At 56.7% G+C, this 18853-nt stretch carries 34 protein-coding genes and 1 tRNA gene; 28 read left to right on the top strand and 7 right to left on the bottom strand.

Annotated elements, in window-relative coordinates; genetic code table 11:
- Positions 1-19: 19 nt before the first annotated feature.
- The 4 genes from AB4Y71_RS10730 to AB4Y71_RS10715 are packed head-to-tail and all read right to left on the bottom strand — an operon-like array spanning position 20 to position 3012.
- Positions 20-1114, bottom strand: a complete 1095-nt coding sequence (locus tag AB4Y71_RS10730; protein ID WP_441720357.1) for a tyrosine-type recombinase/integrase — start codon at positions 1112-1114, stop codon at positions 20-22.
- Positions 1096-1485, bottom strand: coding sequence for an ImmA/IrrE family metallo-endopeptidase (locus AB4Y71_RS10725; RefSeq protein ID WP_441720355.1), 390 nt, complete (start codon positions 1483-1485; stop codon positions 1096-1098). The genes AB4Y71_RS10730 and AB4Y71_RS10725 overlap by 19 nt, the downstream gene beginning before the upstream one ends.
- Before the next feature lie 60 nt (positions 1486-1545).
- Entirely contained in the window at positions 1546-2472 is a 927-nt protein-coding gene (locus AB4Y71_RS10720; protein WP_441720353.1) for a hypothetical protein, read from the bottom strand.
- A 51-nt stretch (positions 2473-2523) separates the two neighbouring features.
- Positions 2524-3012 carry a hypothetical protein gene (locus AB4Y71_RS10715; protein WP_441720351.1) on the bottom strand — a complete coding sequence of 163 codons (489 nt, stop codon included), beginning with the start codon at positions 3010-3012 and terminating at the stop codon, positions 2524-2526.
- Between the two features lie 290 nt (positions 3013-3302).
- Here AB4Y71_RS10715 and AB4Y71_RS10710 point away from each other — a divergent pair, with 290 nt between their 5' ends.
- The 13 genes from AB4Y71_RS10710 (at position 3303) to AB4Y71_RS10650 (ending at position 9884) form a co-directional block, all read left to right on the top strand.
- Positions 3303-3602 (top strand): helix-turn-helix transcriptional regulator, encoded by a 300-nt coding sequence (locus tag AB4Y71_RS10710; RefSeq protein WP_441720350.1) that lies wholly within the window; start codon positions 3303-3305, stop codon positions 3600-3602.
- 15 nt (positions 3603-3617) lie between these two features.
- Positions 3618-3902 carry a hypothetical protein gene (locus AB4Y71_RS10705; RefSeq protein ID WP_431491257.1) on the top strand — a complete coding sequence of 95 codons (285 nt, stop codon included), beginning with the start codon at positions 3618-3620 and terminating at the stop codon, positions 3900-3902.
- On the top strand, positions 3895-4098 hold the full coding sequence (locus AB4Y71_RS10700) for a helix-turn-helix domain-containing protein (protein WP_441720348.1): 204 nt from the start codon (positions 3895-3897) through the stop codon (positions 4096-4098). The genes AB4Y71_RS10705 and AB4Y71_RS10700 overlap by 8 nt, the downstream gene beginning before the upstream one ends.
- Positions 4095-4241: a hypothetical protein gene (locus AB4Y71_RS10695; RefSeq protein WP_441720346.1), complete on the top strand. Its 147-nt coding sequence runs from the start codon at positions 4095-4097 to the stop codon at positions 4239-4241. Before AB4Y71_RS10700 ends, AB4Y71_RS10695 begins: the two co-directional genes overlap by 4 nt.
- Before the next feature lie 3 nt (positions 4242-4244).
- Positions 4245-5090: a hypothetical protein gene (locus AB4Y71_RS10690; RefSeq protein ID WP_441720345.1), complete on the top strand. Its 846-nt coding sequence runs from the start codon at positions 4245-4247 to the stop codon at positions 5088-5090.
- Positions 5087-5326: a hypothetical protein gene (locus AB4Y71_RS10685; protein WP_441720343.1), complete on the top strand. Its 240-nt coding sequence runs from the start codon at positions 5087-5089 to the stop codon at positions 5324-5326. The genes AB4Y71_RS10690 and AB4Y71_RS10685 overlap by 4 nt, the downstream gene beginning before the upstream one ends.
- Positions 5327-5346: 20 nt before the next feature.
- Entirely contained in the window at positions 5347-6231 is an 885-nt protein-coding gene (locus AB4Y71_RS10680) for a hypothetical protein (RefSeq protein ID WP_441720341.1), read from the top strand.
- Positions 6232-6311: 80 nt separating this feature from the next.
- Positions 6312-7520: an AAA family ATPase gene (locus AB4Y71_RS10675; RefSeq protein WP_441720340.1), complete on the top strand. Its 1209-nt coding sequence runs from the start codon at positions 6312-6314 to the stop codon at positions 7518-7520.
- A 2-nt stretch (positions 7521-7522) separates the two neighbouring features.
- On the top strand, positions 7523-8005 hold the full coding sequence (locus AB4Y71_RS10670; RefSeq protein WP_441720338.1) for a single-stranded DNA-binding protein: 483 nt from the start codon (positions 7523-7525) through the stop codon (positions 8003-8005).
- Positions 8006-8228: 223 nt separating this feature from the next.
- The gene (locus tag AB4Y71_RS10665; RefSeq protein WP_441720335.1) at positions 8229-8519 is read left to right on the top strand and encodes a glutaredoxin family protein; all 291 of its coding nucleotides are present in this window, start codon (positions 8229-8231) and stop codon (positions 8517-8519) included.
- Entirely contained in the window at positions 8519-8884 is a 366-nt protein-coding gene (locus tag AB4Y71_RS10660; protein WP_441720332.1) for a hypothetical protein, read from the top strand. The genes AB4Y71_RS10665 and AB4Y71_RS10660 overlap by 1 nt, the downstream gene beginning before the upstream one ends.
- Positions 8885-9038: 154 nt before the next feature.
- Positions 9039-9668: a DUF6349 family protein gene (locus AB4Y71_RS10655; protein ID WP_441720329.1), complete on the top strand. Its 630-nt coding sequence runs from the start codon at positions 9039-9041 to the stop codon at positions 9666-9668.
- 9 nt (positions 9669-9677) lie between these two features.
- The gene (locus tag AB4Y71_RS10650) at positions 9678-9884 is read left to right on the top strand and encodes a hypothetical protein (protein ID WP_441720326.1); all 207 of its coding nucleotides are present in this window, start codon (positions 9678-9680) and stop codon (positions 9882-9884) included.
- On the opposite strand, the gene AB4Y71_RS10645 is transcribed toward AB4Y71_RS10650, so the two are convergent.
- Positions 9863-10561 (bottom strand): hypothetical protein, encoded by a 699-nt coding sequence (locus AB4Y71_RS10645; protein ID WP_441720324.1) that lies wholly within the window; start codon positions 10559-10561, stop codon positions 9863-9865. The two genes, AB4Y71_RS10650 and AB4Y71_RS10645, sit on opposite strands and share 22 nt — an antisense overlap.
- 250 nt (positions 10562-10811) lie before the next feature.
- On the opposite strand from AB4Y71_RS10645, the gene AB4Y71_RS10640 reads away from it, so the two are divergent.
- The 8 genes from AB4Y71_RS10640 to AB4Y71_RS10605 all read left to right on the top strand — a co-directional run bounded on the left by AB4Y71_RS10640 (position 10812) and on the right by AB4Y71_RS10605 (position 14100).
- A complete protein-coding gene (locus AB4Y71_RS10640) occupies positions 10812-11240 on the top strand; it encodes a hypothetical protein (protein ID WP_441720322.1) in 429 nt (142 codons plus the stop codon).
- Between the two features lie 240 nt (positions 11241-11480).
- A complete protein-coding gene (locus AB4Y71_RS10635) occupies positions 11481-11951 on the top strand; it encodes a hypothetical protein (protein WP_441720320.1) in 471 nt (156 codons plus the stop codon).
- A gap of 140 nt (positions 11952-12091) precedes the next feature.
- Entirely contained in the window at positions 12092-12490 is a 399-nt protein-coding gene (locus AB4Y71_RS10630) for a hypothetical protein (RefSeq protein ID WP_441720317.1), read from the top strand.
- 76 nt (positions 12491-12566) lie between these two features.
- Positions 12567-12839 (top strand): hypothetical protein, encoded by a 273-nt coding sequence (locus AB4Y71_RS10625; RefSeq protein ID WP_441720314.1) that lies wholly within the window; start codon positions 12567-12569, stop codon positions 12837-12839.
- Positions 12836-13321: a hypothetical protein gene (locus AB4Y71_RS10620; protein WP_441720313.1), complete on the top strand. Its 486-nt coding sequence runs from the start codon at positions 12836-12838 to the stop codon at positions 13319-13321. Before AB4Y71_RS10625 ends, AB4Y71_RS10620 begins: the two co-directional genes overlap by 4 nt.
- 4 nt (positions 13322-13325) lie before the next feature.
- Positions 13326-13499 carry a DUF2188 domain-containing protein gene (locus AB4Y71_RS10615; protein WP_441720311.1) on the top strand — a complete coding sequence of 58 codons (174 nt, stop codon included), beginning with the start codon at positions 13326-13328 and terminating at the stop codon, positions 13497-13499.
- Positions 13496-13657, top strand: coding sequence for a hypothetical protein (locus AB4Y71_RS10610; protein ID WP_441720309.1), 162 nt, complete (start codon positions 13496-13498; stop codon positions 13655-13657). Before AB4Y71_RS10615 ends, AB4Y71_RS10610 begins: the two co-directional genes overlap by 4 nt.
- A complete protein-coding gene (locus AB4Y71_RS10605; RefSeq protein ID WP_441720306.1) occupies positions 13654-14100 on the top strand; it encodes a hypothetical protein in 447 nt (148 codons plus the stop codon). Before AB4Y71_RS10610 ends, AB4Y71_RS10605 begins: the two co-directional genes overlap by 4 nt.
- 21 nt (positions 14101-14121) lie before the next feature.
- Here the strand turns inward: AB4Y71_RS10605 and AB4Y71_RS10600 are convergent, their stop codons facing one another.
- Complete coding sequence (locus tag AB4Y71_RS10600; protein ID WP_105661338.1) at positions 14122-14382, bottom strand: GlsB/YeaQ/YmgE family stress response membrane protein; 261 nt, start codon at positions 14380-14382, stop codon at positions 14122-14124.
- A gap of 118 nt (positions 14383-14500) precedes the next feature.
- Between AB4Y71_RS10600 and AB4Y71_RS10595 the strand changes: the two genes are divergently transcribed.
- The 7 genes from AB4Y71_RS10595 (at position 14501) to AB4Y71_RS10565 (ending at position 17966) form a co-directional block, all read left to right on the top strand.
- Complete coding sequence (locus AB4Y71_RS10595; protein ID WP_441720303.1) at positions 14501-14851, top strand: hypothetical protein; 351 nt, start codon at positions 14501-14503, stop codon at positions 14849-14851.
- Positions 14841-15539 carry a hypothetical protein gene (locus AB4Y71_RS10590; RefSeq protein WP_441720301.1) on the top strand — a complete coding sequence of 233 codons (699 nt, stop codon included), beginning with the start codon at positions 14841-14843 and terminating at the stop codon, positions 15537-15539. Before AB4Y71_RS10595 ends, AB4Y71_RS10590 begins: the two co-directional genes overlap by 11 nt.
- On the top strand, positions 15536-15799 hold the full coding sequence (locus AB4Y71_RS10585; RefSeq protein WP_441720299.1) for a hypothetical protein: 264 nt from the start codon (positions 15536-15538) through the stop codon (positions 15797-15799). Before AB4Y71_RS10590 ends, AB4Y71_RS10585 begins: the two co-directional genes overlap by 4 nt.
- Positions 15796-16059: a hypothetical protein gene (locus tag AB4Y71_RS10580; RefSeq protein ID WP_441720297.1), complete on the top strand. Its 264-nt coding sequence runs from the start codon at positions 15796-15798 to the stop codon at positions 16057-16059. The genes AB4Y71_RS10585 and AB4Y71_RS10580 overlap by 4 nt, the downstream gene beginning before the upstream one ends.
- A gap of 9 nt (positions 16060-16068) precedes the next feature.
- Complete coding sequence (locus AB4Y71_RS10575) at positions 16069-16713, top strand: hypothetical protein (protein ID WP_441720294.1); 645 nt, start codon at positions 16069-16071, stop codon at positions 16711-16713.
- A complete protein-coding gene (locus tag AB4Y71_RS10570) occupies positions 16694-17488 on the top strand; it encodes a hypothetical protein (RefSeq protein ID WP_441720292.1) in 795 nt (264 codons plus the stop codon). Before AB4Y71_RS10575 ends, AB4Y71_RS10570 begins: the two co-directional genes overlap by 20 nt.
- Positions 17489-17893: 405 nt before the next feature.
- A tRNA-Trp gene (locus AB4Y71_RS10565) sits at positions 17894-17966 on the top strand.
- A gap of 198 nt (positions 17967-18164) precedes the next feature.
- Here AB4Y71_RS10565 and AB4Y71_RS10560 read toward each other — a convergent pair.
- Positions 18165-18842, bottom strand: coding sequence for a hypothetical protein (locus AB4Y71_RS10560; RefSeq protein WP_441720289.1), 678 nt, complete (start codon positions 18840-18842; stop codon positions 18165-18167).
- Positions 18843-18853 lie beyond the last annotated feature (11 nt).

Here is an 18853-nt window from a genome sequence, read left to right as displayed (position 1 = left end):
TTGTGGCGGTCTAACCTAGTTAGGCCGCCGCAACTGTATCTGCCACAGCTGCCATCGCGGACCCGTCACTGTCCCACATATGCGCGTAAGTCCGCAATGTTTCATTGGCGTCCTTATGCCCCAGGCGAGCTGCCACAGCCACCGGTGAGAAGCCGTGGGAGATCAGCACACTCGCATGATAGTGACGCAGCTGGTGCCACCCCGGACCGATCTCCGGCAAACTCTTGCGGGCGTTCACCCATACCGCTTCATACTTCCAGACCTGCACCACACCAGCCGTATGGAATAGCCGGCCTTCCGGCCCTGCAGCGTTGCAGAGCGTAAGTAGAATATCCCGCATCACTGGCCCGAAACTGACGCTCCGCCTTGAGGACTTAGTTTTGAGCGGGCCACGCACCAGTTCACCAGTTCGACGGCTAGAATCCTGAAGAGTCATGCGAATGACGCTGTTCGGGAAATCAATGTCCTGCTTAGACAATCCGAAGAGCTCGCTGGGACGCAATCCCGTGGCGGCCCCGACACGCATCGCTGTCGCATATGGTTCTGGAACAATCGAAATGAGCTGTTCAAGGGTCTCCTTGCTGAACTGAAAGTTCTTGCTCTCTACCTGCGGCAAGCTGATCTTCACGCATGGTGATTCTCGAATGATCCGCTGGAACACGGCTTCCTTGAATACCTGACGCATGTACGTGTAGTAGAGCCTGGCAGTGGATGGGGCGAGCCCACTTGCCGTCCAGGCGTTGATGACTACCTGAACGTCCTCTCGCTTGATTTCGGTCAGGTACTTCTCGTTGAACGATGGCAGGATCCTTTTGCGGCCAGCGGAGTCAATCATGCGCAGCGAGCTGGGGCGCTGATGTGTTTGCTGCTGGCGCCATTTAGCCCAGAAGTCCTTGAACAGCATGTCTGCTTTGAGCCCGTGAGGATTCAATGTGTGGTCGGTAGTCTTGCTATCGAGCCACGCCTGGGCGGCGTCCTTGTAGTCGAAGGAGCGCTTGGTTTCTTTGCCGGTGCCGTCGGTCCAGACGGCTTGCCAGCGCTTGCCCTTGCCGTATCTGGTGGTTCTGGTTCGGTCTTTACGGTGCCAGAGGTCGTTTACTCTTCCGGTCGCCATGGTGTCTCCTGTTTTTGGGTGCGCTTTAGTAGGCGCATGTATGCGTGGATGTCTCGGGGCAGCACGTCGAGTTCGTGGGCTAGGGCTGTTGCAGTCCCGTAGACAAGTGATGCTTGGGTGAACTGGTCGTGGTGTATTAGCCAGGAGGCGCTGAGTTCTTCTGCAACGCGTTCTTGGCGTGGGGAGTAGCCCTCGTGTTGCAGGAGGGCGTGTGCGGTCTCATGAGAGAGTGTGGAGCGCCGCTGGATGGGTGCCAGTCTGGGCCGCAACAAGATGGTGTGGGTGACGACGTCATAGGCTCCCCAAAGATTGTTGGGGAGGGCGGTTTCTATGATTCGCGGTCGTATGCGTGAAAGTATTTCTTCGAACATACTTTCGAAGATAAACGCAAACTACGACACTTTAGAGTTCAATGAACTACTAGTTACTGCCTAGAAAAGTTCACCCTGGGTACCACCTCGGATTACGTCCAAAACCTGAACAACTGTTCGAATAGTTTTGAGCTTCCCGTTAGGCGCGATCTGCTGCTCTGTGCGCAGTAGAACCTTGAACATATCGTTTCCACCGATGCGCAGAGCACCCTTGCTGATTCGGTCAAGGAAATCTTGATCCTCGATCCCAGCAGAGAAACTAGCTTCGCCGTCATTTAGTTGCCACTGCTTGCCAATGAAGCTAACAGAGTTCGGCGAAACGATCATTTCATCGGTCCTGTTGATGAGCTCAACAGGTTCGTTGTCGATGCGTGTGAAGGCTTTGTAATCCTCGGCTTTGATGGAAACAAGATCCTCGGAGTCGGAGGAATCACGCGGTTCGATGCGGATTTCGTCCACTCCATCCTGAGTGAGTGCCTTGACCGACTCTTTGGCAGCCTTTTGGAACTCGGCACTTTTGATCAAGTCGTAAACCTTTGAAGCAATGACGGAGGTCGTTGAATCATCCAGTGTTACTTCAACGTTCCCTGGATCGTCAGGCAGCTCTTTGGAAGCAACGACTCGGCGGCCGTTCTTGTTTTTTATGAAAAGGTAAGCAGCGGTAACCCAACCAAGAATTTCTTGCAGGTTGATGGCCGCTGTAGCGACCTTGCCGCTGAGGGTGTCTAATACCGCTTGGACTGCACCGGACTCGGCTACCAGGGTGATGTCGACCCAGAAGCTTCCGGCCCCGGTAGCGGTAATCTTTGCGGCCAGCTTGGGAGCTTCTTGATCGGCCGTTATTGCCCTGGCGGTTTGGAATGTGTCAGCTAATCCGATAAGTGACTGGCCGAGTTGGCGTGCATCAATGGAGCCATCGGTCACTCCATCGCCTTTGAAGGTGATGCGGACTGAATTGTCAGCCAATATTCTCCGCCTTTTCGCCATAGCTACATGATACTGACGTGAGGGCCCAGGATAGGTCAGCTAGCGTCATGGCTAGCTCTCCGGTAGCTGTTCTGGATCGATGTTGGACTCGCCTTTGTCGGCGGCCATGCGCTCAGTCGGGAACAGCTCATGCACATACGCATCCGCGGACCCCTCGTATCCCTTTCTAGCGTCCTCGGCCTGGCTGCGGTCCATCCACCTTTGAAGTTCCCTTGATGTGGAGCGGAGCAACTCTTGCGACTCGTTTGGCAAGCGACCGGCGCCAATAAGGGTTAGATCGGAAGGATTCTCTGCCTCGATGTATATGCCTAGGGTTCTGGCGGCCGCTAGAACTAGGTCCCTTTGTGAAACATTGAGGGCACGGGAAAGGCCTTGAAAAGTCTCTGGGTCCGGCATTCGGGTGAAACCCTTCGTCGCCAACTTCTGAAGGGATCTGCTAGTTGGCGCTCCGCCCGCCAACTTTTCGATGGTGTCGTAGCTCTTGTCTGCCTTGAGTCGCAGAACTAGTTGCTGGAAGTTTTCGGCTTGGTTTTTGTCCATGACTTCAAGTTTTCCTTCAGTGGCTATCGACTTCAAACGTGCCGGATGGCGTCATGCCTACCGGTAGGCGGTACTCAAAATTCTAGTTCGTGCCTACCAATTACTTGCCGGTTTCTCGTGGAACTACAAGAATTATTGACGAATGACGCTTGTGGGTTGTTGACACACCGCCTACCGGTAGGCAATACTGTTTTTGCAGCAGAAAACAAAAAGATGCCTACCCGGCACATTCGAAAGGATCGCAAATGTCCCCCTGGAAACAGCGCAAACGATATGCGAAAGGAAGCTATATGCGACTCAAATCAGTCGACCTCCTGCGAGCGTTCGTTGTCACGAAAGAAGACATGGAAGCTTATAGAGCCGGTAAGCCGATCGAGCAAAAGATATCCCAGCGGCATCTTGCTGAAAAGGCCAATGTGCACCCCAGCTTCATCAACCACCTGACCTCAGGACGGAAGAAGTCCTGCGAACCACATACCGCCGAAAGTATCGCCGCAGCCTTGGGTGTACCGATAAGTGTAATTTTTTTACCCGAAGAACCAACTGACAAGCGGCAAACTAACCAGCGTCAAGCGACCCTAGCCGCCTAACGAAAGGACACGCCGGTGACTGCACAACCAATGGCACTCGAAGATCTGAACTGGCGCGAAGACGCACTGGACATCGTTGAACGCTGGGCCACGCAGGGCCGGCGGTTCACAGCAGACGACCTCCGCACAGAAATGAAACGGCCAGCACCACACAAGAACATGGTCGGCGCCATCTTCACCACGGCCCAACGCCGCGGATGGATCACCAAGAACGCCAACGCCACCAGCCGGATGAAATCCCGCAACGGCGGACACCAATACGAATGGATCGGAAAGACCTGGAGGGATCAACTTGGCTAAACCAAACCCAGACCCACTGCTCACAGTCCCGGAAACCGCTGAACGACTCCGTTCGCATCCGGAAACAGTCCGCCAGATGCTCCGCCGAGGCGACCTGGTCGGCATCAAGTTCTCGTCGGCTAACCGGCACGGCACATGGAAGGTTCGTGAGTCCAGCATCGAACGGTTCTTGCGCCGGCAGGAGCGCGCAGCATGAGCCGGTGGATGGAACGCAACGGTTTGAAGCTCACCAGTTTGGGGGAGCGGGTACTGGTCGGCCTGGCCGGTTTGGGAATCGGTGCCCTGTGCGGTGCCGGGTTCCTGTTCGAAGCATTCATCAAGACACAGATTGGGGCATAGGTCATGTCGCTCGTATTCAACGAAGCATCGCACCGTTACAAGCTGGATGGAAAACCAGTCAGCGGTGCCACCACCATTTTGGGTGGCGGTATCCCGAAGCCAGCACTGATTTGGTGGGCGCCGGGTGTGGTCGCCAAGTTCGTTACCGACCCGGACAACGCAGGCAAAGTTGCCGAACTGTTGGCCGGCGACCGGGATCAGTCCATCAAGTTCCTGCAGCTACTTCCGAACCAGGAACGCGACAGCGCTGCCGAGCGTGGCACCGAGGTGCACGACCTCGCGGAGAAGCTCGCAACTACCGGTGAAGTTGACGCACCAGAAGACCTTATCGGGTTCATCGAGGGCTACTTGGACTTCCTCGACCGCTGGCAGATCACCCCCGTGCTGGTGGAAGTGGTGCTGGGAAATCGTGAGCACTGGTATTCGGGCAAGGTCGACCTCTTGGCTACGTCGCCACTGCTCATGTCCCAGGCGGACATCGATGCCGGCAAGGTGATCCAGATCGACTTGAAAACGTCCAAGGGCGTGTACATGGAAACCGCTTTGCAGACCGCCGCGTACTCCCGGGCCGAGTTCTACATGGACGGCACTAAGGAAATCCCGATGCCGGAGGTAGTCGCAACCTACGTCGCCCACGTCACCCCAATGGACCGTGAGGGCATCAACGCCAGGTATGACGGTTCACCGTTGGGCACCAGCCTTTACCCGCTGGCTACGTCGCCGGCGGCGATCGATGAACACTTCCAGCAGTTCCTGCACGCCAAGGCAGTCCATGAGGACGCGAAAGCGCGGGGCAAGCAGAAGCTCGAACCCATCAACCCACCAACCGAAATGAAGGTAGCAGCATGAGCGCCTACAAGTTTGAGTGCGAAGTCCAGCACAGCGAGCTTTCCCTCTACTACGAGGACGATGCGATCGCAGTCGACATGGAACCCACGGACCAGCACCCCGTATGGGGGAAGCTCCACAAGCGCGACCGACCAGATCTTGAAGTCATCATCCCAGTCGAGAACGCCGAAACCCTGGTCACTGTCTTGCAGGACATGATCACCGAAATCCGGGCACGCCAAACCCGCGCCGCCTAACCACCACAAGGAGTCAAACAATGAGCATCCAACCGTTCAACCCCGCAGGCGAAGTCGCCACCCCGACCAACCTCCCAACCAGCACTGGCACCATCCAGCTCGCCGAATGGGCCGCCGAACTGGGCGCCGCACACCAGCTAGGAACCGCCCTGTGCAAGACCGCTTTCGTCCCCAAGGACTTCATGGGGAAGCCGGAAGCCGCAGCAGCTGCGATCCTCGCCGGCAAGAGCCTCGGCCTTGACCCGATGAACGCACTGTCGAACATCTTCGTTGTCCACGGCCGCCCAGCACTGTACGCCCGGACGATGACCGCGCTGGTCATGGCTCAGGGACACGAAGTGGTCCGCACGGAAGCCACCCCAGAATCTGTGACTGTGTCCGGCCGCCGCAAGGGGCAGGATCGCTGGCAGGAATTTACCTGGACTATTGGCCGGGCCAAGACCGCCGGGTACACCAGCAACAGCAAGTACCAGTCCGACCCGATTGCGATGCTGACCGCGAAGGCGCAGGCGGAAGCTTGCCGAACCATCGCACCAGACGTGCTTGCTGGTATGCCGTATAGCGCCGAGGAAATGGAACTGGAAGACATGGGCGAGAAGCAAGCAGCTGCCGAAGCTCCTGTGAAGACTCGCAAGCTCACCCGTAAACCTGCCGAGAAGAAAGCGGAGGCCGCGGAGCGTCCGGCGCGCCCCGCCCCAGCACCAGAACCGATTGCGGATGAAGCCACCGGCGAGATCCAAGAGGACGGCCCGGCCGCCGTGCTGGAAACCGATTGGGAAGCCGAACTTGCCGAGGCCAGCACCAGCCGTGACGCACTGCTCACCCTCTGGAACCGTGCCGTGGCCGAGGGTGCGCCGCAGGAAATGGTGTCCCGCATCGTCGATGCCGGATCCAAGTTCGCCTAACCGCAACATCTAACCAAACCCGGTGGGTGCCCAGTCTTGGGGGCCCGGCACCCACCAACAACAAGTAGGAGTCAAACATCATGAAGGTCATCAGCCTAACCACCACGAACTACAAGCGTGCCAAGCATGTGGAAATCAAGCCGGATCCGGACGGCAACTTGGTCATCGTTGCTGGGAAGAACGGGCAGGGCAAGAGCTCAGTGCTCGATAGCATCGCTGCAGCCCTGGGCGGAGCGAACTCCAAGACCACCCCGAAGCCGATCCGCGACGGGGAAGACCGGGCCGAGATTGTTCTCGAAACTGAGGAACTGACTGTCACCCGGGTCTTCACCCCATCCGGATCTCGCCTCACTCTAACCAGCAAGGACGGGGCGAAGTACCCGAAGGCGCAGGCGAAGCTCGACGAATTGGTCGGGAACCTGTCCATGGATCCGCTCGCATTCACTCTGCTGGATGACAAGAAGCAGCTGGCCCAGTTGCTGGACCTCGTGGATCTTCCGTTCAGTCCTGACCAGTTGGAATCTGAACGCAAGCAGGTGTTCGAAGAACGCACCGCGGTGAACCGTCGGGTGAAGGAATTCGAATCTGCACTGGCCCAGCACGGCGAACTGCCTGTAGACCTGCCATCCGCAGAAGTTTCCGTTTCTGGATTGCTCAGCGAATACCACCAGGCACGGAACAAGAACGAAGTTCTTCAGCGGAGCCAGCAGTTCGTCGAATCTTTGCAAGCGCAGATCGAGCAGCTGGAAGAACAGCTGGCCAAGGCCAAGAACGATCTATCTGAAGCACTGGCAAGCGTGGACCCGGACGCCAAGTCAATCGACCTCACTGCGATCCAAGCCCAGATCGATGGTGCGGAGGAAACGAACCGGCTTGTGCGCAAGGCTCAGGAACGCGGTGCACTGTCCTTCCAGTTCGAGGCGGCCAAGGGTCAAGCAAACCAGCTCACCGCGAAGCTCGACCAGATCGCCAAGACCAAGGCCGACGGGCTGGCCGCAGCGCAGTTCCCTGTCGACGGGCTGGGCTTCACGGAGGAAGGAGTCACCTACCAGGGTGTCCCGTTCAAGCAGGCATCCAGTGCCGAGCAGATCCGGGTGTCCATGGCCATGGCCATCGCGTTGAACCCGAAGCTCAAGGTCATCCGTATCCAGGACGGCTCCCTGTTGGACACCGACAGCCTCGCCCTGATCGAGGAAACCGCGCAGGAGCACGGTTACCAGATCTGGCTCGAAGTAGTCGGCGATGACATCGAAGACGCATACACCATCATCGACGGAGAGGTGGCCTAACCATGGCTGGCGAGACTGTAATTACCGTGATTGGGAACCTGACTGCAGACCCGGAACTGAGGTTCACGCCGTCCGGTAGCGCGGTAGCTAACTTCACGATCGCTTCGACCCCTCGCACGTTCGACCGGCAGGCCAATGAGTGGAAAGACGGGGAAGCCCTGTTCTTGCGCGCATCGTTGTGGCGCGAAGCTGCCGAGAACGTGGCCGAGACCCTGACCAAGGGTACGCGTGTTATTGCCCAGGGGCGGCTGCGGTCCCGTGCCTATGACACCAAGGAGGGTGAGCGCCGCACTGTCATGGAGCTGGAAGTGGACGAGATTGGTCCGTCCCTGAAGTACGCGTCCGCGAAGGTCACTCGCAGCGCCCGCGGGAACGGCGAAGGAGCGGCAGGTCGAGCCCCAGCCAGCAGTTCGGGGGCCGGCTGGAACAACAACACCGGCGGCGGGGGATGGGGCAACCCGCCAGCGCAGGATCCACCGTTCTAAACCCATGGCAACGATAATCGTCTGCCCGCGCTGCAAGCGCCCAGCAGCAAACCATTCAGTCTCGCATTGCAGGAAGCGTTTATGCGGGTGGCTTGTCTGCAAGAAGTGCTCACTCATATATGAGATTCCGCCAAGGCAGTAACCCGCAGTAAACACCCCGGGGTGGTCTGGCCAGCAGTCGGACCAGGCCACCCCAACACCATCAGTATTTTCAGGAGAAACAATGCGTATCGTCACCGTCTACAGCAAGCCATCGTGCGGTCAGTGCAACATGACCAAGATCGAACTCCGCAAGAAGGGCGTGCAGTTCGAGGAAATCAACGCACTCTCACCAGGCAACGAAGAACTAGCCGAAGCCATCCGCGAACGCGCCAACGAGAAGGGAATTATTGGCTCATTCCCATACGTCACCGTGTACGACGAATATAACGAGCTGATCGCTGACTGGTTCGGCTTCATCCCGGACAGCATCAACAACCACGCTGCAGTGTCCGACGCAGAGGATGCAGCCTAATGAGCATCTTCCAGGCAGTCTGGCCCGTCGTGGACACGAGCGTCCCGTACGAGGATTTGAAAGCCGAAGCGATCGAGGATCTGCCGAAGGTCGCCCGCCGGCACGGGGTTATCACTGTTGGATCACCTACGGTGATGATCCGCGAGGGCAAAGAAGTGCCCGGCGCTAGCGACGCGGAGTTCGTCGTGCTTGCTGAATCTCGCGTCGTTGAATTCAAACCAGTCCAAGTAATGGCGGCAAACGCCGTTCGCTCCTGTGAACGGTGCGGAGTGGAAGGTACCAAACGTTCAGGCGTAGACGAATGGTATTGCAAGGACTGCAAGAAGTTCGCCAAGGCCGACGGTTGGTTGGAGAACGCATCGTGAACATCTGCAAGAAGTCATGCTGCTGGACACCCTACTCATGTGCCCGCCAGGGGCAGTGCTCCTGCCACACCGGGGGCCAGCCAGTGCGAGAGAAGCTCACGTTTGAAGAGCTTGTCCGAGCGCAAGCCGTACTCGAAAGCAAGGGAGCCCGACGATGATCGCCATCCAAGGGCAGCTGAGCATCTTTGACCTGCTCAACCACCAGCCCCCGACCATCATCATGAGCATGCCGGACGCGGGAACGTTCACCCACCCCGGCGACCTGCAGGCCATGTACGAACGGCGCGAAGCCCACTACCGAGACCACCACGTCATGAAAGGCAATTGGCGTCCATACCGAGGTTGGGAGACCAGATCCGCATCCGGCAAAGGATCCGAGCATGTAGCCGAAGGATTCAGCGCCAACCTGCGGTGCAACTACCACTCCGACATTGAATGCTACTGCGTCGGAACGTACGTGTACCGCGTGTACTGCCACGGCTGCCAGACGTGGACTGGGATCTACGGGAAAGAAAACGAAGCGTGGGAAGCGCACTTGGACGCATGCTGGCCCGGGTGGCGCGAACTGCCAGTACTCGAATCCAAAACGTCTGGATACTCGTACAAATACAACTACCCGGAAAACTACCCAGAAAAATTCAAAACGCCAGGCGCACCCATCCGCGACTGCCGAGGAAACACCAAATACGGCACCCGCCACGTACCCGGCACCGAACCATTCGGAGGCGTGAAAGTCGGAATCATCCGGGACTGCAAACACCACAACCCGAAGGGGGAGAAATGAGTCTGAATCATGAATTACGCAGATATGAATCCGGACCAGAGGCAGGCCATATATCGATTATTGGTGTCCCTTGCCCGAAAAATAGCCGACCTGGATCGAACCGTGGCAGGCCAGCACAACGTCCTCGCGCTGACATTTGCTTATTCGCAGGTCGAATTATTGATCGAGCAGGAGCAGCTCGACTTGTTCGACAGTTATCCGCCCGAGACCGACTGAACAGCGATGGCCAGCTGAGACAGCGCAATTGCGTTCGCTGGTATGGAAGCAGCCAGTCCACCTCGCGTCTCCCTCCAAAAGTCCGAGGAGCGTTCCCTCCAGCTCTTCCGGAGATCTTCGTCAGTGCTTGCGCCTGCGGCGGCATTAGTTGCAATCCACAGGTTATAGAGGGCTTCAGAAAAATCAGCACCAGCAACAAACTCTTCATCGTCGATGTACTGTCGCAGCACCTGAACTGTCCGATAGACATGGCCACGAATGTCGGCATTCAATGTTGTATCTCGACGCAGGAGCTCAATGACTTGGTCCAGAGCGCTTCGTACAGTCGAAACCGTCGCGTTCAACGAAGAGTAGTTCATGGTGCTTATGAACGATTCGACACCTTCTACGGAGTCCCTCAGATGGTCCGTGAATGGTTTCGAAGTGTCAGCTCCGCCCCAGTTATAGGGGAAATTCAAAACTGCCTGCCCCGCGAGCATCATCGCACGTCTATGGACGGCGACTTTCTTACCTTGCGTTTCGGCAATATCCAGAATTTTGTTGCAGTCAGTGATATGTCGCATCGCGTCAATATGGTGCCGCATGCCCGAGTTTCCCATGTCTCTTGCGTGGTAAGGAGTTTGCCCCTTTTTCCACGAATCAAAAAGTTCGATAAGCGCAGTCGCCGGATTATGCATGACAACACGATATCCAATGAACTGGGGTGTTGGTGAACATGACCGCGCAACCACACCCACACCGTTCGCCAAGACCTCAATGCCCGGACCCGGGCTGCAGGAAGGTCTGGGCTCCAGACAAGCGCACCGCGAAACAGCTACGCGCCGAGATCATCGCCGAGAAACGCGGAGCCGCCGAACGCGTCCGATACTACGAACACGCCGGCGGCTGGCACTGGACACGGCAGATCAGGATGGGCAAGGAGGACAAATGAGCGCCAAGGACGAACGACCCTGGATCAAGCTCTCCATCGACTATCTCGACAACCCGAAAATCGACGGACTCAGCGACCAAGCAATCCTCCTGCACCTCGCCCTCATGCTCCGAGCAGCCCAACAACGCTCCGGAGGCAAAGTATCAGCACGCATCGCAGAGCAACGCGGAAAGGCCGCACTGAAGGAACTCACCGACGGGAAACTACTCGTCAAGGAAGACCCCAAAACCTACCGAATCCATGACTACGAGAAGCACCAAACCGTCCACGAACTATCCAAAAAACGAGCCATTTCAGGAGCTCGCGGAGGGCACACGAAGAACCACAAAAACAAGGGCATTTTTGCTACAGATTGTGTGTACTGCCAAGAAGACCAGAAGGAACAAGTGAATTCCCAAGTCATCCCAGAAGAACCACCGTTCTAACCGCATAGCAAAAGTAGCAAAATTCTAGCAAATGCCACTCTAGCTAGACGCAAAACCCCAAGTCGCCAACTAGCAAACACAGTGGCAGAACTTAAGAAGTTAAGAACCTACTTACGTAGGTGGCAAAACCTACGGACACTCTTGGTTCAGTTTAAAAGAAATCGCTAAAGAAAATCGTCGATCGTTCAGTACTTAAACGTGAGACACCAAAACGCTCGACCGAAAGGAGACACCCAAAAAATGATCACCGAACAACAAGCCATCACCCTCGCCAACCTCCTCGCCATGATCCGCCCAGGCGACTGGCGACAACAACAGCTCACTGACCTGTTCTACGAACACCGCACCACCACCCACCCGTTCAGCGACATCGCAGAAGTCGCCATCCGAGCAGCCAACAACCCAGACATCAAATCACCCACCGTGATCTTCCTCGACGGCAAACACTGGAACCTCGGCAGAAACACCAAACGACCAAAAAACCCGCCATGCGAAGAACACGCAGGCGAAGACGCACACACCTGCCGCTGCTGCCAAGCAGACATCCTCCTCGGCGAAAGACCAGAAACCATGATCGGCAAACGAATCCACCCAGCAGGCAAACCCAACGCCTTCGGAGCCCAAGCTGTCAAACAAGCGCTCCAAGCACTCAAAAGCCCCGAGAGCCATGTTGAAGCATCCGAAACAACCCGGGGCGTAGCCCCATTCTAAAACTTTTATTTGCAACCAACACCAACCAACAGACGGTGAACCACCGTTATTCGGGCAGAAATCGTGCCTAGGCGTGATTGTGACACCCTGGGCGGGTGTTTCCCCGTTCAACCTCCTGAAAGGCTCTCAAAATGGATTCTGTGCCCTCCGGCGAATTCCGGTTGGAACTTCCGAAGCTTGCGAATTGGATCAACGCCAACGACAAGCGCCACTGGGCGCCCCAGGCGAAGCTCGTGAAGGCTTGGCGCAACGGAGCGCACATCATGGCTCGACACCAGAAGCTGCCGAAAGGGCTGCAGCGGGTGCAGGTTGACGCGTACGTGTGGAAGAACTCGCGCCGGCGGTACGACCCGCACAATCTGATGCCGACGTTGAAGCCTGTGATTGATGGGCTGGTCACGGACTATGGGCTTATCCCTGATGATTCCAGCGAGTATCTGGCGGGGCCGTTCATCCATCATGGCGGGTACGGGACCGAGAAGCTGGTGCTAGTTATCAAAAATCTGGAACCGCTTCACAATGGTTGCTATACCAACTAACAGACGGTAGTCTGACAACCAGCAGCAGAAACACAATGATCACCCCGCCATCTGAGCGCGGGGGAGGGGAATCATCATGTACAAGAAATCCTTGGTAGCCGTCACGGCCGCCCTGATCCTATTGACCGGTTGTGCGCCGGCTGACCGCGTAGCGGACACGGCACCTGTCGCCATCGACGAGGTGAAAGCCTCAATGTTCGGCACCAGCCCAGAGTTCGAACAAGACTTACGCGAATGCCTTGAAGCCCACCCGATCCTATCGGATCACGCACCAGACCACCCAGCCTCGGCGCCACTCGCGGAATGCGTCGCCCGGGTATACGAAGCCCACGCTGGCGGTGCGAAATGACCCAGGAACCAGACCTGTTGAAGATGCTGGCCGTCGCAGAGAACGCGGGTGAAGCGTGGGCTGACGGTGAACACATCGACATCTTCACACCAACCCGGGTTCGCCTGCTGATTGAACGTGTGGTGCGGGCTGAGCAGAACTTTGACGAAGCCGACAGCGCGAAGATCAACGCGGAGGGCCGGGAAGAAAACGCTCTATCACGCGCTGAAAAGGCTGAGCGTTCGTGCCGGTTGCTTGGAACAATCATCGAGCGTGACGGTAAGAACCTTGTTGAACTGACCAACTCGCAGGACATCATCCCGGAAGACGGAGATGGCGACTGGGAAGTTGTGTGGGAGCGGGCGCAAGAAATGAAGGACCGCCTCGAACAGGCTGAACAGGCCGTCGCAAGAGCGCGGGAGGTCGCAGCAGGCTGGGCAACGAATGACCGCCCTTTCCGTGAAGCACTCCTCCGCGCCCTGGACGGTGATACCCGTGGATGAGCGGATGAGCGATCGAGAGCCAGTTCTTGGCAGATGGGAAGTAATTCGAGACCAGTACGACTTCGACTGGCTGGTCTACAACGCAGACACCACCTACGAAGAAGCCTTCCCCACCCACGCTGAAGCTATCGCCTACGCCGACCGTATGGCACGAACCAACCAAGGAGAACACAAGTGAAGCTCAACATTTTCGGGCGCACGTCCGCATTCATCGCCCAGGTGGCGATTGACCAGGGAATCTCATTCAAGGACGCAATCGAGATAGTCATTCAGAACGCAAACCGCGCCCGAGACCTCGACTCACCAGACGACCACTTGAACGGAGACGCCAAGTGAACCAGCCCCCGCTAAACCCGGACGCGATCGAAACTGGCGCGAAAACGTTGTTCATGCGTGAACGGAAGTACCACACGCCCACGCTGGAATGCCCGGAACCCCCGAACTGGGAAGACCTCACCGAAACTAGCAAAGAGCACTACCGGGGCAACGCACGCGCTGTCCTCGCCGTCGCACAGCCGGAAGTTCGCGGGTACATCATCGTCGACAAGAAAACCAACGCGATTGACTGGGACGGTGAACTCCACACGAGTATCGAATCAGCCATTGAATCCATGACAGGGCCACACCAGAGCATGTGCCGGACAGCTGAAGAAGAGGACGACGCGGCAAACGACGGCAGGACAGCCTGGTGGCGCTTCTACTCGATCCATGCCGTTACTGACGGACCGGAGGTGAACGATGCCCAGGCATGGCGAACGGGGCCTCACCTCGAAAGGTAAGACCCCGTTCTGTCGCGCAAATTACGCCTTCTTGCGTGTGATCAGTCCCCAGATAACGAGGACGATCAGCGAGCCGCCGATGGCCAGCAACCATGTAGACAGATCCCAGAATTCGTTTACTCCGACTCCGAAGATCGCGGATCCAATCCACCCGCCTACGATAGCGCCAACAACACCAAGCACCAGGGTAGCGAGCCAGCCGCCACCCTGCTCACCAGGCTTGATCGCCTTAGCGATCGCACCAGCAATAAGACCTAAAACAATCCAACCAATGAAACCCATAACTTCCTCCTGTTGGGATCGAGTGACTTCGTTCAGCATCAGGACTGAGATGCACAAGGGAAAACAATACAGGTCGGAGCACAGGAATTACTAATCAAAAACATAGGAGATGACACCAATGAGCGCTAATGAGAAGCACGATGCCACCTCCCGCGGCAGGGAATACACGCCGGATACGGAAAGTGTTCGCATGACCTACTGCCTGCGAAAGGAACATCTTGGGCTTAGTAGAAACGTCGCTGAAGATAACTTCAATCGCTGGCTTGAAACCGTGCGCGCCGAAGCGAAAGCAGAAGCATGCAAGGATGCAGCCGATGCGCTTCACGCTGAAGCACGCTGGCAAACCGACCTCCTGCTACGCCACGAGGAATACCGTTTCAGGCACTGCTCCAACCGTGTGACCGAAATGGAAAACGTCATGCTTGCCCGCGCCAACCAGTACAAGGAGGAATCAGTCAATGGTTGTTAGAGTAACCGCTGAGAACCTGGGCAAAGCGATCAAACGATACAAAGGCGACCCCACCTACGCCCCGGGGCAGGAGCGTGACGGGAAGCTGATCTGCGGGGCGAAGAAGCGCGGGAAAGATGAAGCTTGTGGATCCTCACCGGTGCCAGGTGGGGTGCGGTGCGGCCGGCACGGTGGCAACAGCCCGAAAGCCAAAACAGCGGCAGAACAACGGATCGCGGAACAAGAATTGAACCACGCCATAGGCACGCTCGGCATCACCGAAAAATACCCAGACATCGACCCCGCCCAAGCGCTCCTGCAAGAAATCAGGATCAGCTACGCACACGTCCAATGGCTCCGGGCCAAGGTCGCTGAGGTTGAACCTAATGAGCTTGTATGGGGGATTACAAAGACTGAGGTTGGTATCGGTGCCCAAGGGCCCGTTGATATGACCGTTCAAGAGGCAGGGTTCAACACTTGGTACACGCTCTACACGAAAGAGCGCGAGCACTTCGCCAAGCTCACCACCATGGCGCTCAAGGCCGGTATCGAGCAGCGGCGCATCGAACTGGAAGAGCAGAAAGCAGACCTCGTTGTAGTCGCGTTGAAGCAGATCTTCGCACAGCTGAACTTGTCCAAGCTGCAGGCCGACATGCTCCCCACCATCGTCCCCAACGCCCTACGCCAACTCACCGGAGGCACGACATGACACCCAATGATGTGCTTGTTGTGTTCTGTGTGGTCGCAACCATCACCATCCTGGCCGTCGTAGCCCTGCAGCCCAGCCTCGACGAGCGCATGATCCGGGCATGGGTCAAAGCAGAAATGGAACGCATGCACACCAACCAGCAACCGCCCGCCGTTGCTGAGCTCAACGAAGCAGTAGACATCAGCGAGTACATCAAACCCACGGCCATGCCGGATGTCTACTACAACCCAGAAACCCAAAGCATCGAGGACAAACCATGATTACCCGCGAAGCCAAGTACCTCGCGCCCGTCGACATCGGTAAGACGGTAACGGTCACTGACACGGACACTGGCAAGACTGTGACTGGGGAGCTCTTACACATCGACGCAATCGACTGCAGCCCCATCGACCTGACTATCATCGCCGGTAAAGACAGTGGCCATTACCTCGTGCAGCTCGATGACCACGTCACCATCACCGGCACCGACACCCCACCAGGCTTGAACCTCCACCGCAGTGTGATCGACCAAGACGAATAGGATAAGAGCATGATTAGCGAATACTCCATTCAGTTCTGGGTCATGGCCGGGACGCTCTTAACTGCGGTTGCAACGCTAGGGCTTGTAGTCGGAGCATTCATGGCTTGGTACAAGGCCAAGGGGACGTTAGAGCAGATGCAGGAGGATGCGAATAGAACAGAAAAGAGGTTCCAAGCCGAAATTCAGGCGCGGGCCGAACATCTGCGTTCCGACAAGGTTCAGGAGGCGGTGTATGAATTTGTTTCACTTCACCAAGAGATTCTTCACGCTAACAGTGCGGAAGAACACGTTCTGACTCCGCTTGTCGATCGACTTCGGATGGCCCAGACTCGTTTGGAAATGACAATGGGCTTGCAGTCGCATCAGTCTCAGTTGACGTACTTCACTATGACTATCAAGCATTTTGGGCAAATTGAATTCGACAATCGAGACAATGTGGGAATCGCGTCTATGGAAGCATTTCTTGCGCATAGGCGTTCAGTAAGTTTTCTATACGACGTCATGACCTCGCTTCACAAAGGGGAATCTGATGTTGAAGAGGTGCTTCTGGAAATCGGACGTTACACAGCGCAACTAATAGATACTTACCCAAAGATTTTTGATGAATCGTTAGTTAAGGAGTTGATGCGAAGAGATGATTTGCTTAATTTGTGAGTACAGCACCGCACAGGGCCTGCACTTGTGCATTCATTGCGATACTCGGTTCCGTGCCGTCCTGGATCGTGTGCCGGCGACGTTGCGGACCGCGCAGGCGACGTTGGCGAATCAGGGTGTGCAGCCCCGTGTCGGGTCAGCCGGTACGTCAGCGCCTGGTGCGCCGTTGAATCTGGACATGGCCGAACGGCTCGGAGAGTACGAACGCCGGCTGACAGAGCTGGCGCACTGGGTCAATGGGCGGGAGGAACCAAAGCACCTGCGGATATTCACCACCACGTTCCACGCTGCCGAATACCTACGCGCCATGGCCCACCACATGCGCAAACGCGAGTACGTCGCCGACCTTTACCAAGAGCTGCGCGACCTTGAACGGCGCGTCATCTCCGCAGCTGACCGGCCAATCCAGAAACGCCCACTCGGGGAGTGCGGGGCACTCGACCTCGACGAACACGGCACCGTCACCAAATGCGCCGGCACCGTCGAAGGCCACGAAACAGCCACCATCGGACGCTGCAAAGAATGCCACCGTGAACACGACCTCACCGACCGCATCACCGAACGATTCGCCCAAGCCTGGCACCACGTTGCACCACTCAGCGTTGTTGTGAAAGCCCTCAACGCCGCCGGCTACCCAATAAAATACGAACGTGCCAAGAAGTGGGCGCAGCGAGGAAAACTCGCCCCGAGATGCGACGTGAAAACACGGCAGGAGGGCCACTCGCCAGCGGACGTGGTCCTTGTCTTAAAGTCAATACCGCTTCACAAGTGGTGAATCACCAACCAGAAGTTGATTTATGGCTGGTTTGTCCCTAGGATGAAATCAAGATCGGAGCAGTGTAAGTACGGGATTGCCGAAAGCTATTCTCATAACCCAAAGATTTGCCCATACCCCCATAGTTGGGCAAAACCGGTGCCGAACTGGAATCTGCTGCAAACCGATATCGCGGCGAGTGAGTCAAACACTGATCCTGTTTGGTCTGACACCAAGACCCGCGCCAGTCTCGGCACCAATAACTAAATAGCCCCCAGGTGCACGAGCCCGGGGGAGCGCTACCGGGTATGTCCCCGCCAGCTCACGACTGAGTAGCGCACGATACCGGTTTGCTCATGGCCGGTAGAAACCCGCCAACGCACGGGCGGGGCGGCATGGTCCCCGCCGAATTGAAGCGGACCACCAGTCAACGTAGCTCAACAGGTAGAGCGGCGGTCTCCAAAACCGCAGGTAGCAGGTTCGAGTCCTGCCGGTGGCGCGAGGGGTTCCTGCTAACCCGCACGGCTCAGATAGTCGTGACGGGCGCTAAGGGCTGGCATGATCCGAAACTGTAGAAGTTCGAACGGGTACCAGTACCTGCCCCACCAAGCTTGACGGCGGCCAACAAGCCGACACAACACACCGCAACCAACTACGTTGAGCGCGCAACGCGGACCAGGGCCGCCGTCTAGCTAGCCTAGGGTTTGCTCACAAGATTAAAGTCGTCCGGTATCTTCTGATTGAAAACGGACCGAAGAAGTACCGAAGTCGGTACTTCTTCGGTATCTTCTGGCGCTAAATCAAGCCTCATAGCGTTTACCGCTTGACCAAAAAGACGGAGAGCAGTGTGCTGCTCTTGCTCCGACAGCATTCGACGGGTCGTAGAAGGCGATCCCACCTTTTTCATTTGTTCCTCGTTGTCTTCAATGATCTTGGTCAGCCCCTCTTGCCACCCGGCTAGGGCACTGATTGATCCGGCCGAACCCCAAAGTGCGACCGCTGCGCGTAGTTGTCCATCGATTGCTGCGTTGTACCCCTCGTCCATAAATCTAGCAACCATGAACTGTGTGATCGCTTCATAAATCTTTTCGCGGTGTTCATACAATTTAACTTCACGGTCACGCTGACGCTGTTCGGCCCAAGATATAACCGCCAAGGTCGCGACGATTGAAGCAACTCCCGCAGCTAACAATGCACAAGCGGGGGCCACCAGCCCGATTCCACGCTCAACAGTCCAGAATCTAAATGCCGCAACAGCCAAAAGAACTAGACCGACCAAGACGGGAAGTCCGCCAGCGAGAATAGACCAGTTTCTTCGAGTTTTTACTTTTTTATCGAAGGAAGACTCAGATTTCTTTTCAGGTTTCTTAGGCATAAAAGAATCAT

The organism is Glutamicibacter sp. MCAF14, assembly GCF_052114325.1.
Lineage (GTDB): Bacteria > Actinomycetota > Actinomycetes > Actinomycetales > Micrococcaceae > Glutamicibacter > Glutamicibacter arilaitensis.
The sequence above is the reverse complement of the archived record's forward strand: the minus strand, read 5'-3'. Positions and strand labels throughout refer to the sequence as shown.

Bases quoted from the DNA above. Each gene is read 5' to 3' on its own strand.
- AB4Y71_RS10645 (WP_441720324.1), bottom strand. From the start codon at position 10,561: ATGCATAATCCGGCGACTGCGCTTATCGAACTTTTTGATTCGTGGAAA.
- AB4Y71_RS10620 (WP_441720313.1), top strand. From the start codon at position 12,836: ATGACCCAGGAACCAGACCTGTTGAAGATGCTGGCCGTCGCAGAGAAC.
- AB4Y71_RS10695 (WP_441720346.1), top strand. From the start codon at position 4,095: ATGAGCCGGTGGATGGAACGCAACGGTTTGAAGCTCACCAGTTTGGGG.
- AB4Y71_RS10655 (WP_441720329.1), top strand. From the start codon at position 9,039: ATGATCGCCATCCAAGGGCAGCTGAGCATCTTTGACCTGCTCAACCAC.
- AB4Y71_RS10600 (WP_105661338.1), bottom strand. From the start codon at position 14,382: ATGGGTTTCATTGGTTGGATTGTTTTAGGTCTTATTGCTGGTGCGATC.
- AB4Y71_RS10580 (WP_441720297.1), top strand. From the start codon at position 15,796: ATGATTACCCGCGAAGCCAAGTACCTCGCGCCCGTCGACATCGGTAAG.
- AB4Y71_RS10570 (WP_441720292.1), top strand. From the start codon at position 16,694: ATGATTTGCTTAATTTGTGAGTACAGCACCGCACAGGGCCTGCACTTG.
- AB4Y71_RS10685 (WP_441720343.1), top strand. From the start codon at position 5,087: ATGAGCGCCTACAAGTTTGAGTGCGAAGTCCAGCACAGCGAGCTTTCC.
- AB4Y71_RS10650 (WP_441720326.1), top strand. From the start codon at position 9,678: ATGAATTACGCAGATATGAATCCGGACCAGAGGCAGGCCATATATCGA.
- AB4Y71_RS10710 (WP_441720350.1), top strand. From the start codon at position 3,303: ATGCGACTCAAATCAGTCGACCTCCTGCGAGCGTTCGTTGTCACGAAA.
- AB4Y71_RS10675 (WP_441720340.1), top strand. From the start codon at position 6,312: ATGAAGGTCATCAGCCTAACCACCACGAACTACAAGCGTGCCAAGCAT.
- AB4Y71_RS10730 (WP_441720357.1), bottom strand. From the start codon at position 1,114: ATGGCGACCGGAAGAGTAAACGACCTCTGGCACCGTAAAGACCGAACC.
- AB4Y71_RS10725 (WP_441720355.1), bottom strand. From the start codon at position 1,485: ATGTTCGAAGAAATACTTTCACGCATACGACCGCGAATCATAGAAACC.
- AB4Y71_RS10680 (WP_441720341.1), top strand. From the start codon at position 5,347: ATGAGCATCCAACCGTTCAACCCCGCAGGCGAAGTCGCCACCCCGACC.
- AB4Y71_RS10720 (WP_441720353.1), bottom strand. From the start codon at position 2,472: ATGGCGAAAAGGCGGAGAATATTGGCTGACAATTCAGTCCGCATCACC.
- AB4Y71_RS10665 (WP_441720335.1), top strand. From the start codon at position 8,229: ATGCGTATCGTCACCGTCTACAGCAAGCCATCGTGCGGTCAGTGCAAC.
- AB4Y71_RS10660 (WP_441720332.1), top strand. From the start codon at position 8,519: ATGAGCATCTTCCAGGCAGTCTGGCCCGTCGTGGACACGAGCGTCCCG.
- AB4Y71_RS10590 (WP_441720301.1), top strand. From the start codon at position 14,841: ATGGTTGTTAGAGTAACCGCTGAGAACCTGGGCAAAGCGATCAAACGA.
- AB4Y71_RS10585 (WP_441720299.1), top strand. From the start codon at position 15,536: ATGACACCCAATGATGTGCTTGTTGTGTTCTGTGTGGTCGCAACCATC.
- AB4Y71_RS10690 (WP_441720345.1), top strand. From the start codon at position 4,245: ATGTCGCTCGTATTCAACGAAGCATCGCACCGTTACAAGCTGGATGGA.
- AB4Y71_RS10575 (WP_441720294.1), top strand. From the start codon at position 16,069: ATGATTAGCGAATACTCCATTCAGTTCTGGGTCATGGCCGGGACGCTC.
- AB4Y71_RS10595 (WP_441720303.1), top strand. From the start codon at position 14,501: ATGAGCGCTAATGAGAAGCACGATGCCACCTCCCGCGGCAGGGAATAC.
- AB4Y71_RS10615 (WP_441720311.1), top strand. From the start codon at position 13,326: ATGAGCGATCGAGAGCCAGTTCTTGGCAGATGGGAAGTAATTCGAGAC.
- AB4Y71_RS10715 (WP_441720351.1), bottom strand. From the start codon at position 3,012: ATGGACAAAAACCAAGCCGAAAACTTCCAGCAACTAGTTCTGCGACTC.
- AB4Y71_RS10560 (WP_441720289.1), bottom strand. From the start codon at position 18,842: ATGCCTAAGAAACCTGAAAAGAAATCTGAGTCTTCCTTCGATAAAAAA.
- AB4Y71_RS10625 (WP_441720314.1), top strand. From the start codon at position 12,567: ATGTACAAGAAATCCTTGGTAGCCGTCACGGCCGCCCTGATCCTATTG.
- AB4Y71_RS10640 (WP_441720322.1), top strand. From the start codon at position 10,812: ATGAGCGCCAAGGACGAACGACCCTGGATCAAGCTCTCCATCGACTAT.
- AB4Y71_RS10635 (WP_441720320.1), top strand. From the start codon at position 11,481: ATGATCACCGAACAACAAGCCATCACCCTCGCCAACCTCCTCGCCATG.
- AB4Y71_RS10670 (WP_441720338.1), top strand. From the start codon at position 7,523: ATGGCTGGCGAGACTGTAATTACCGTGATTGGGAACCTGACTGCAGAC.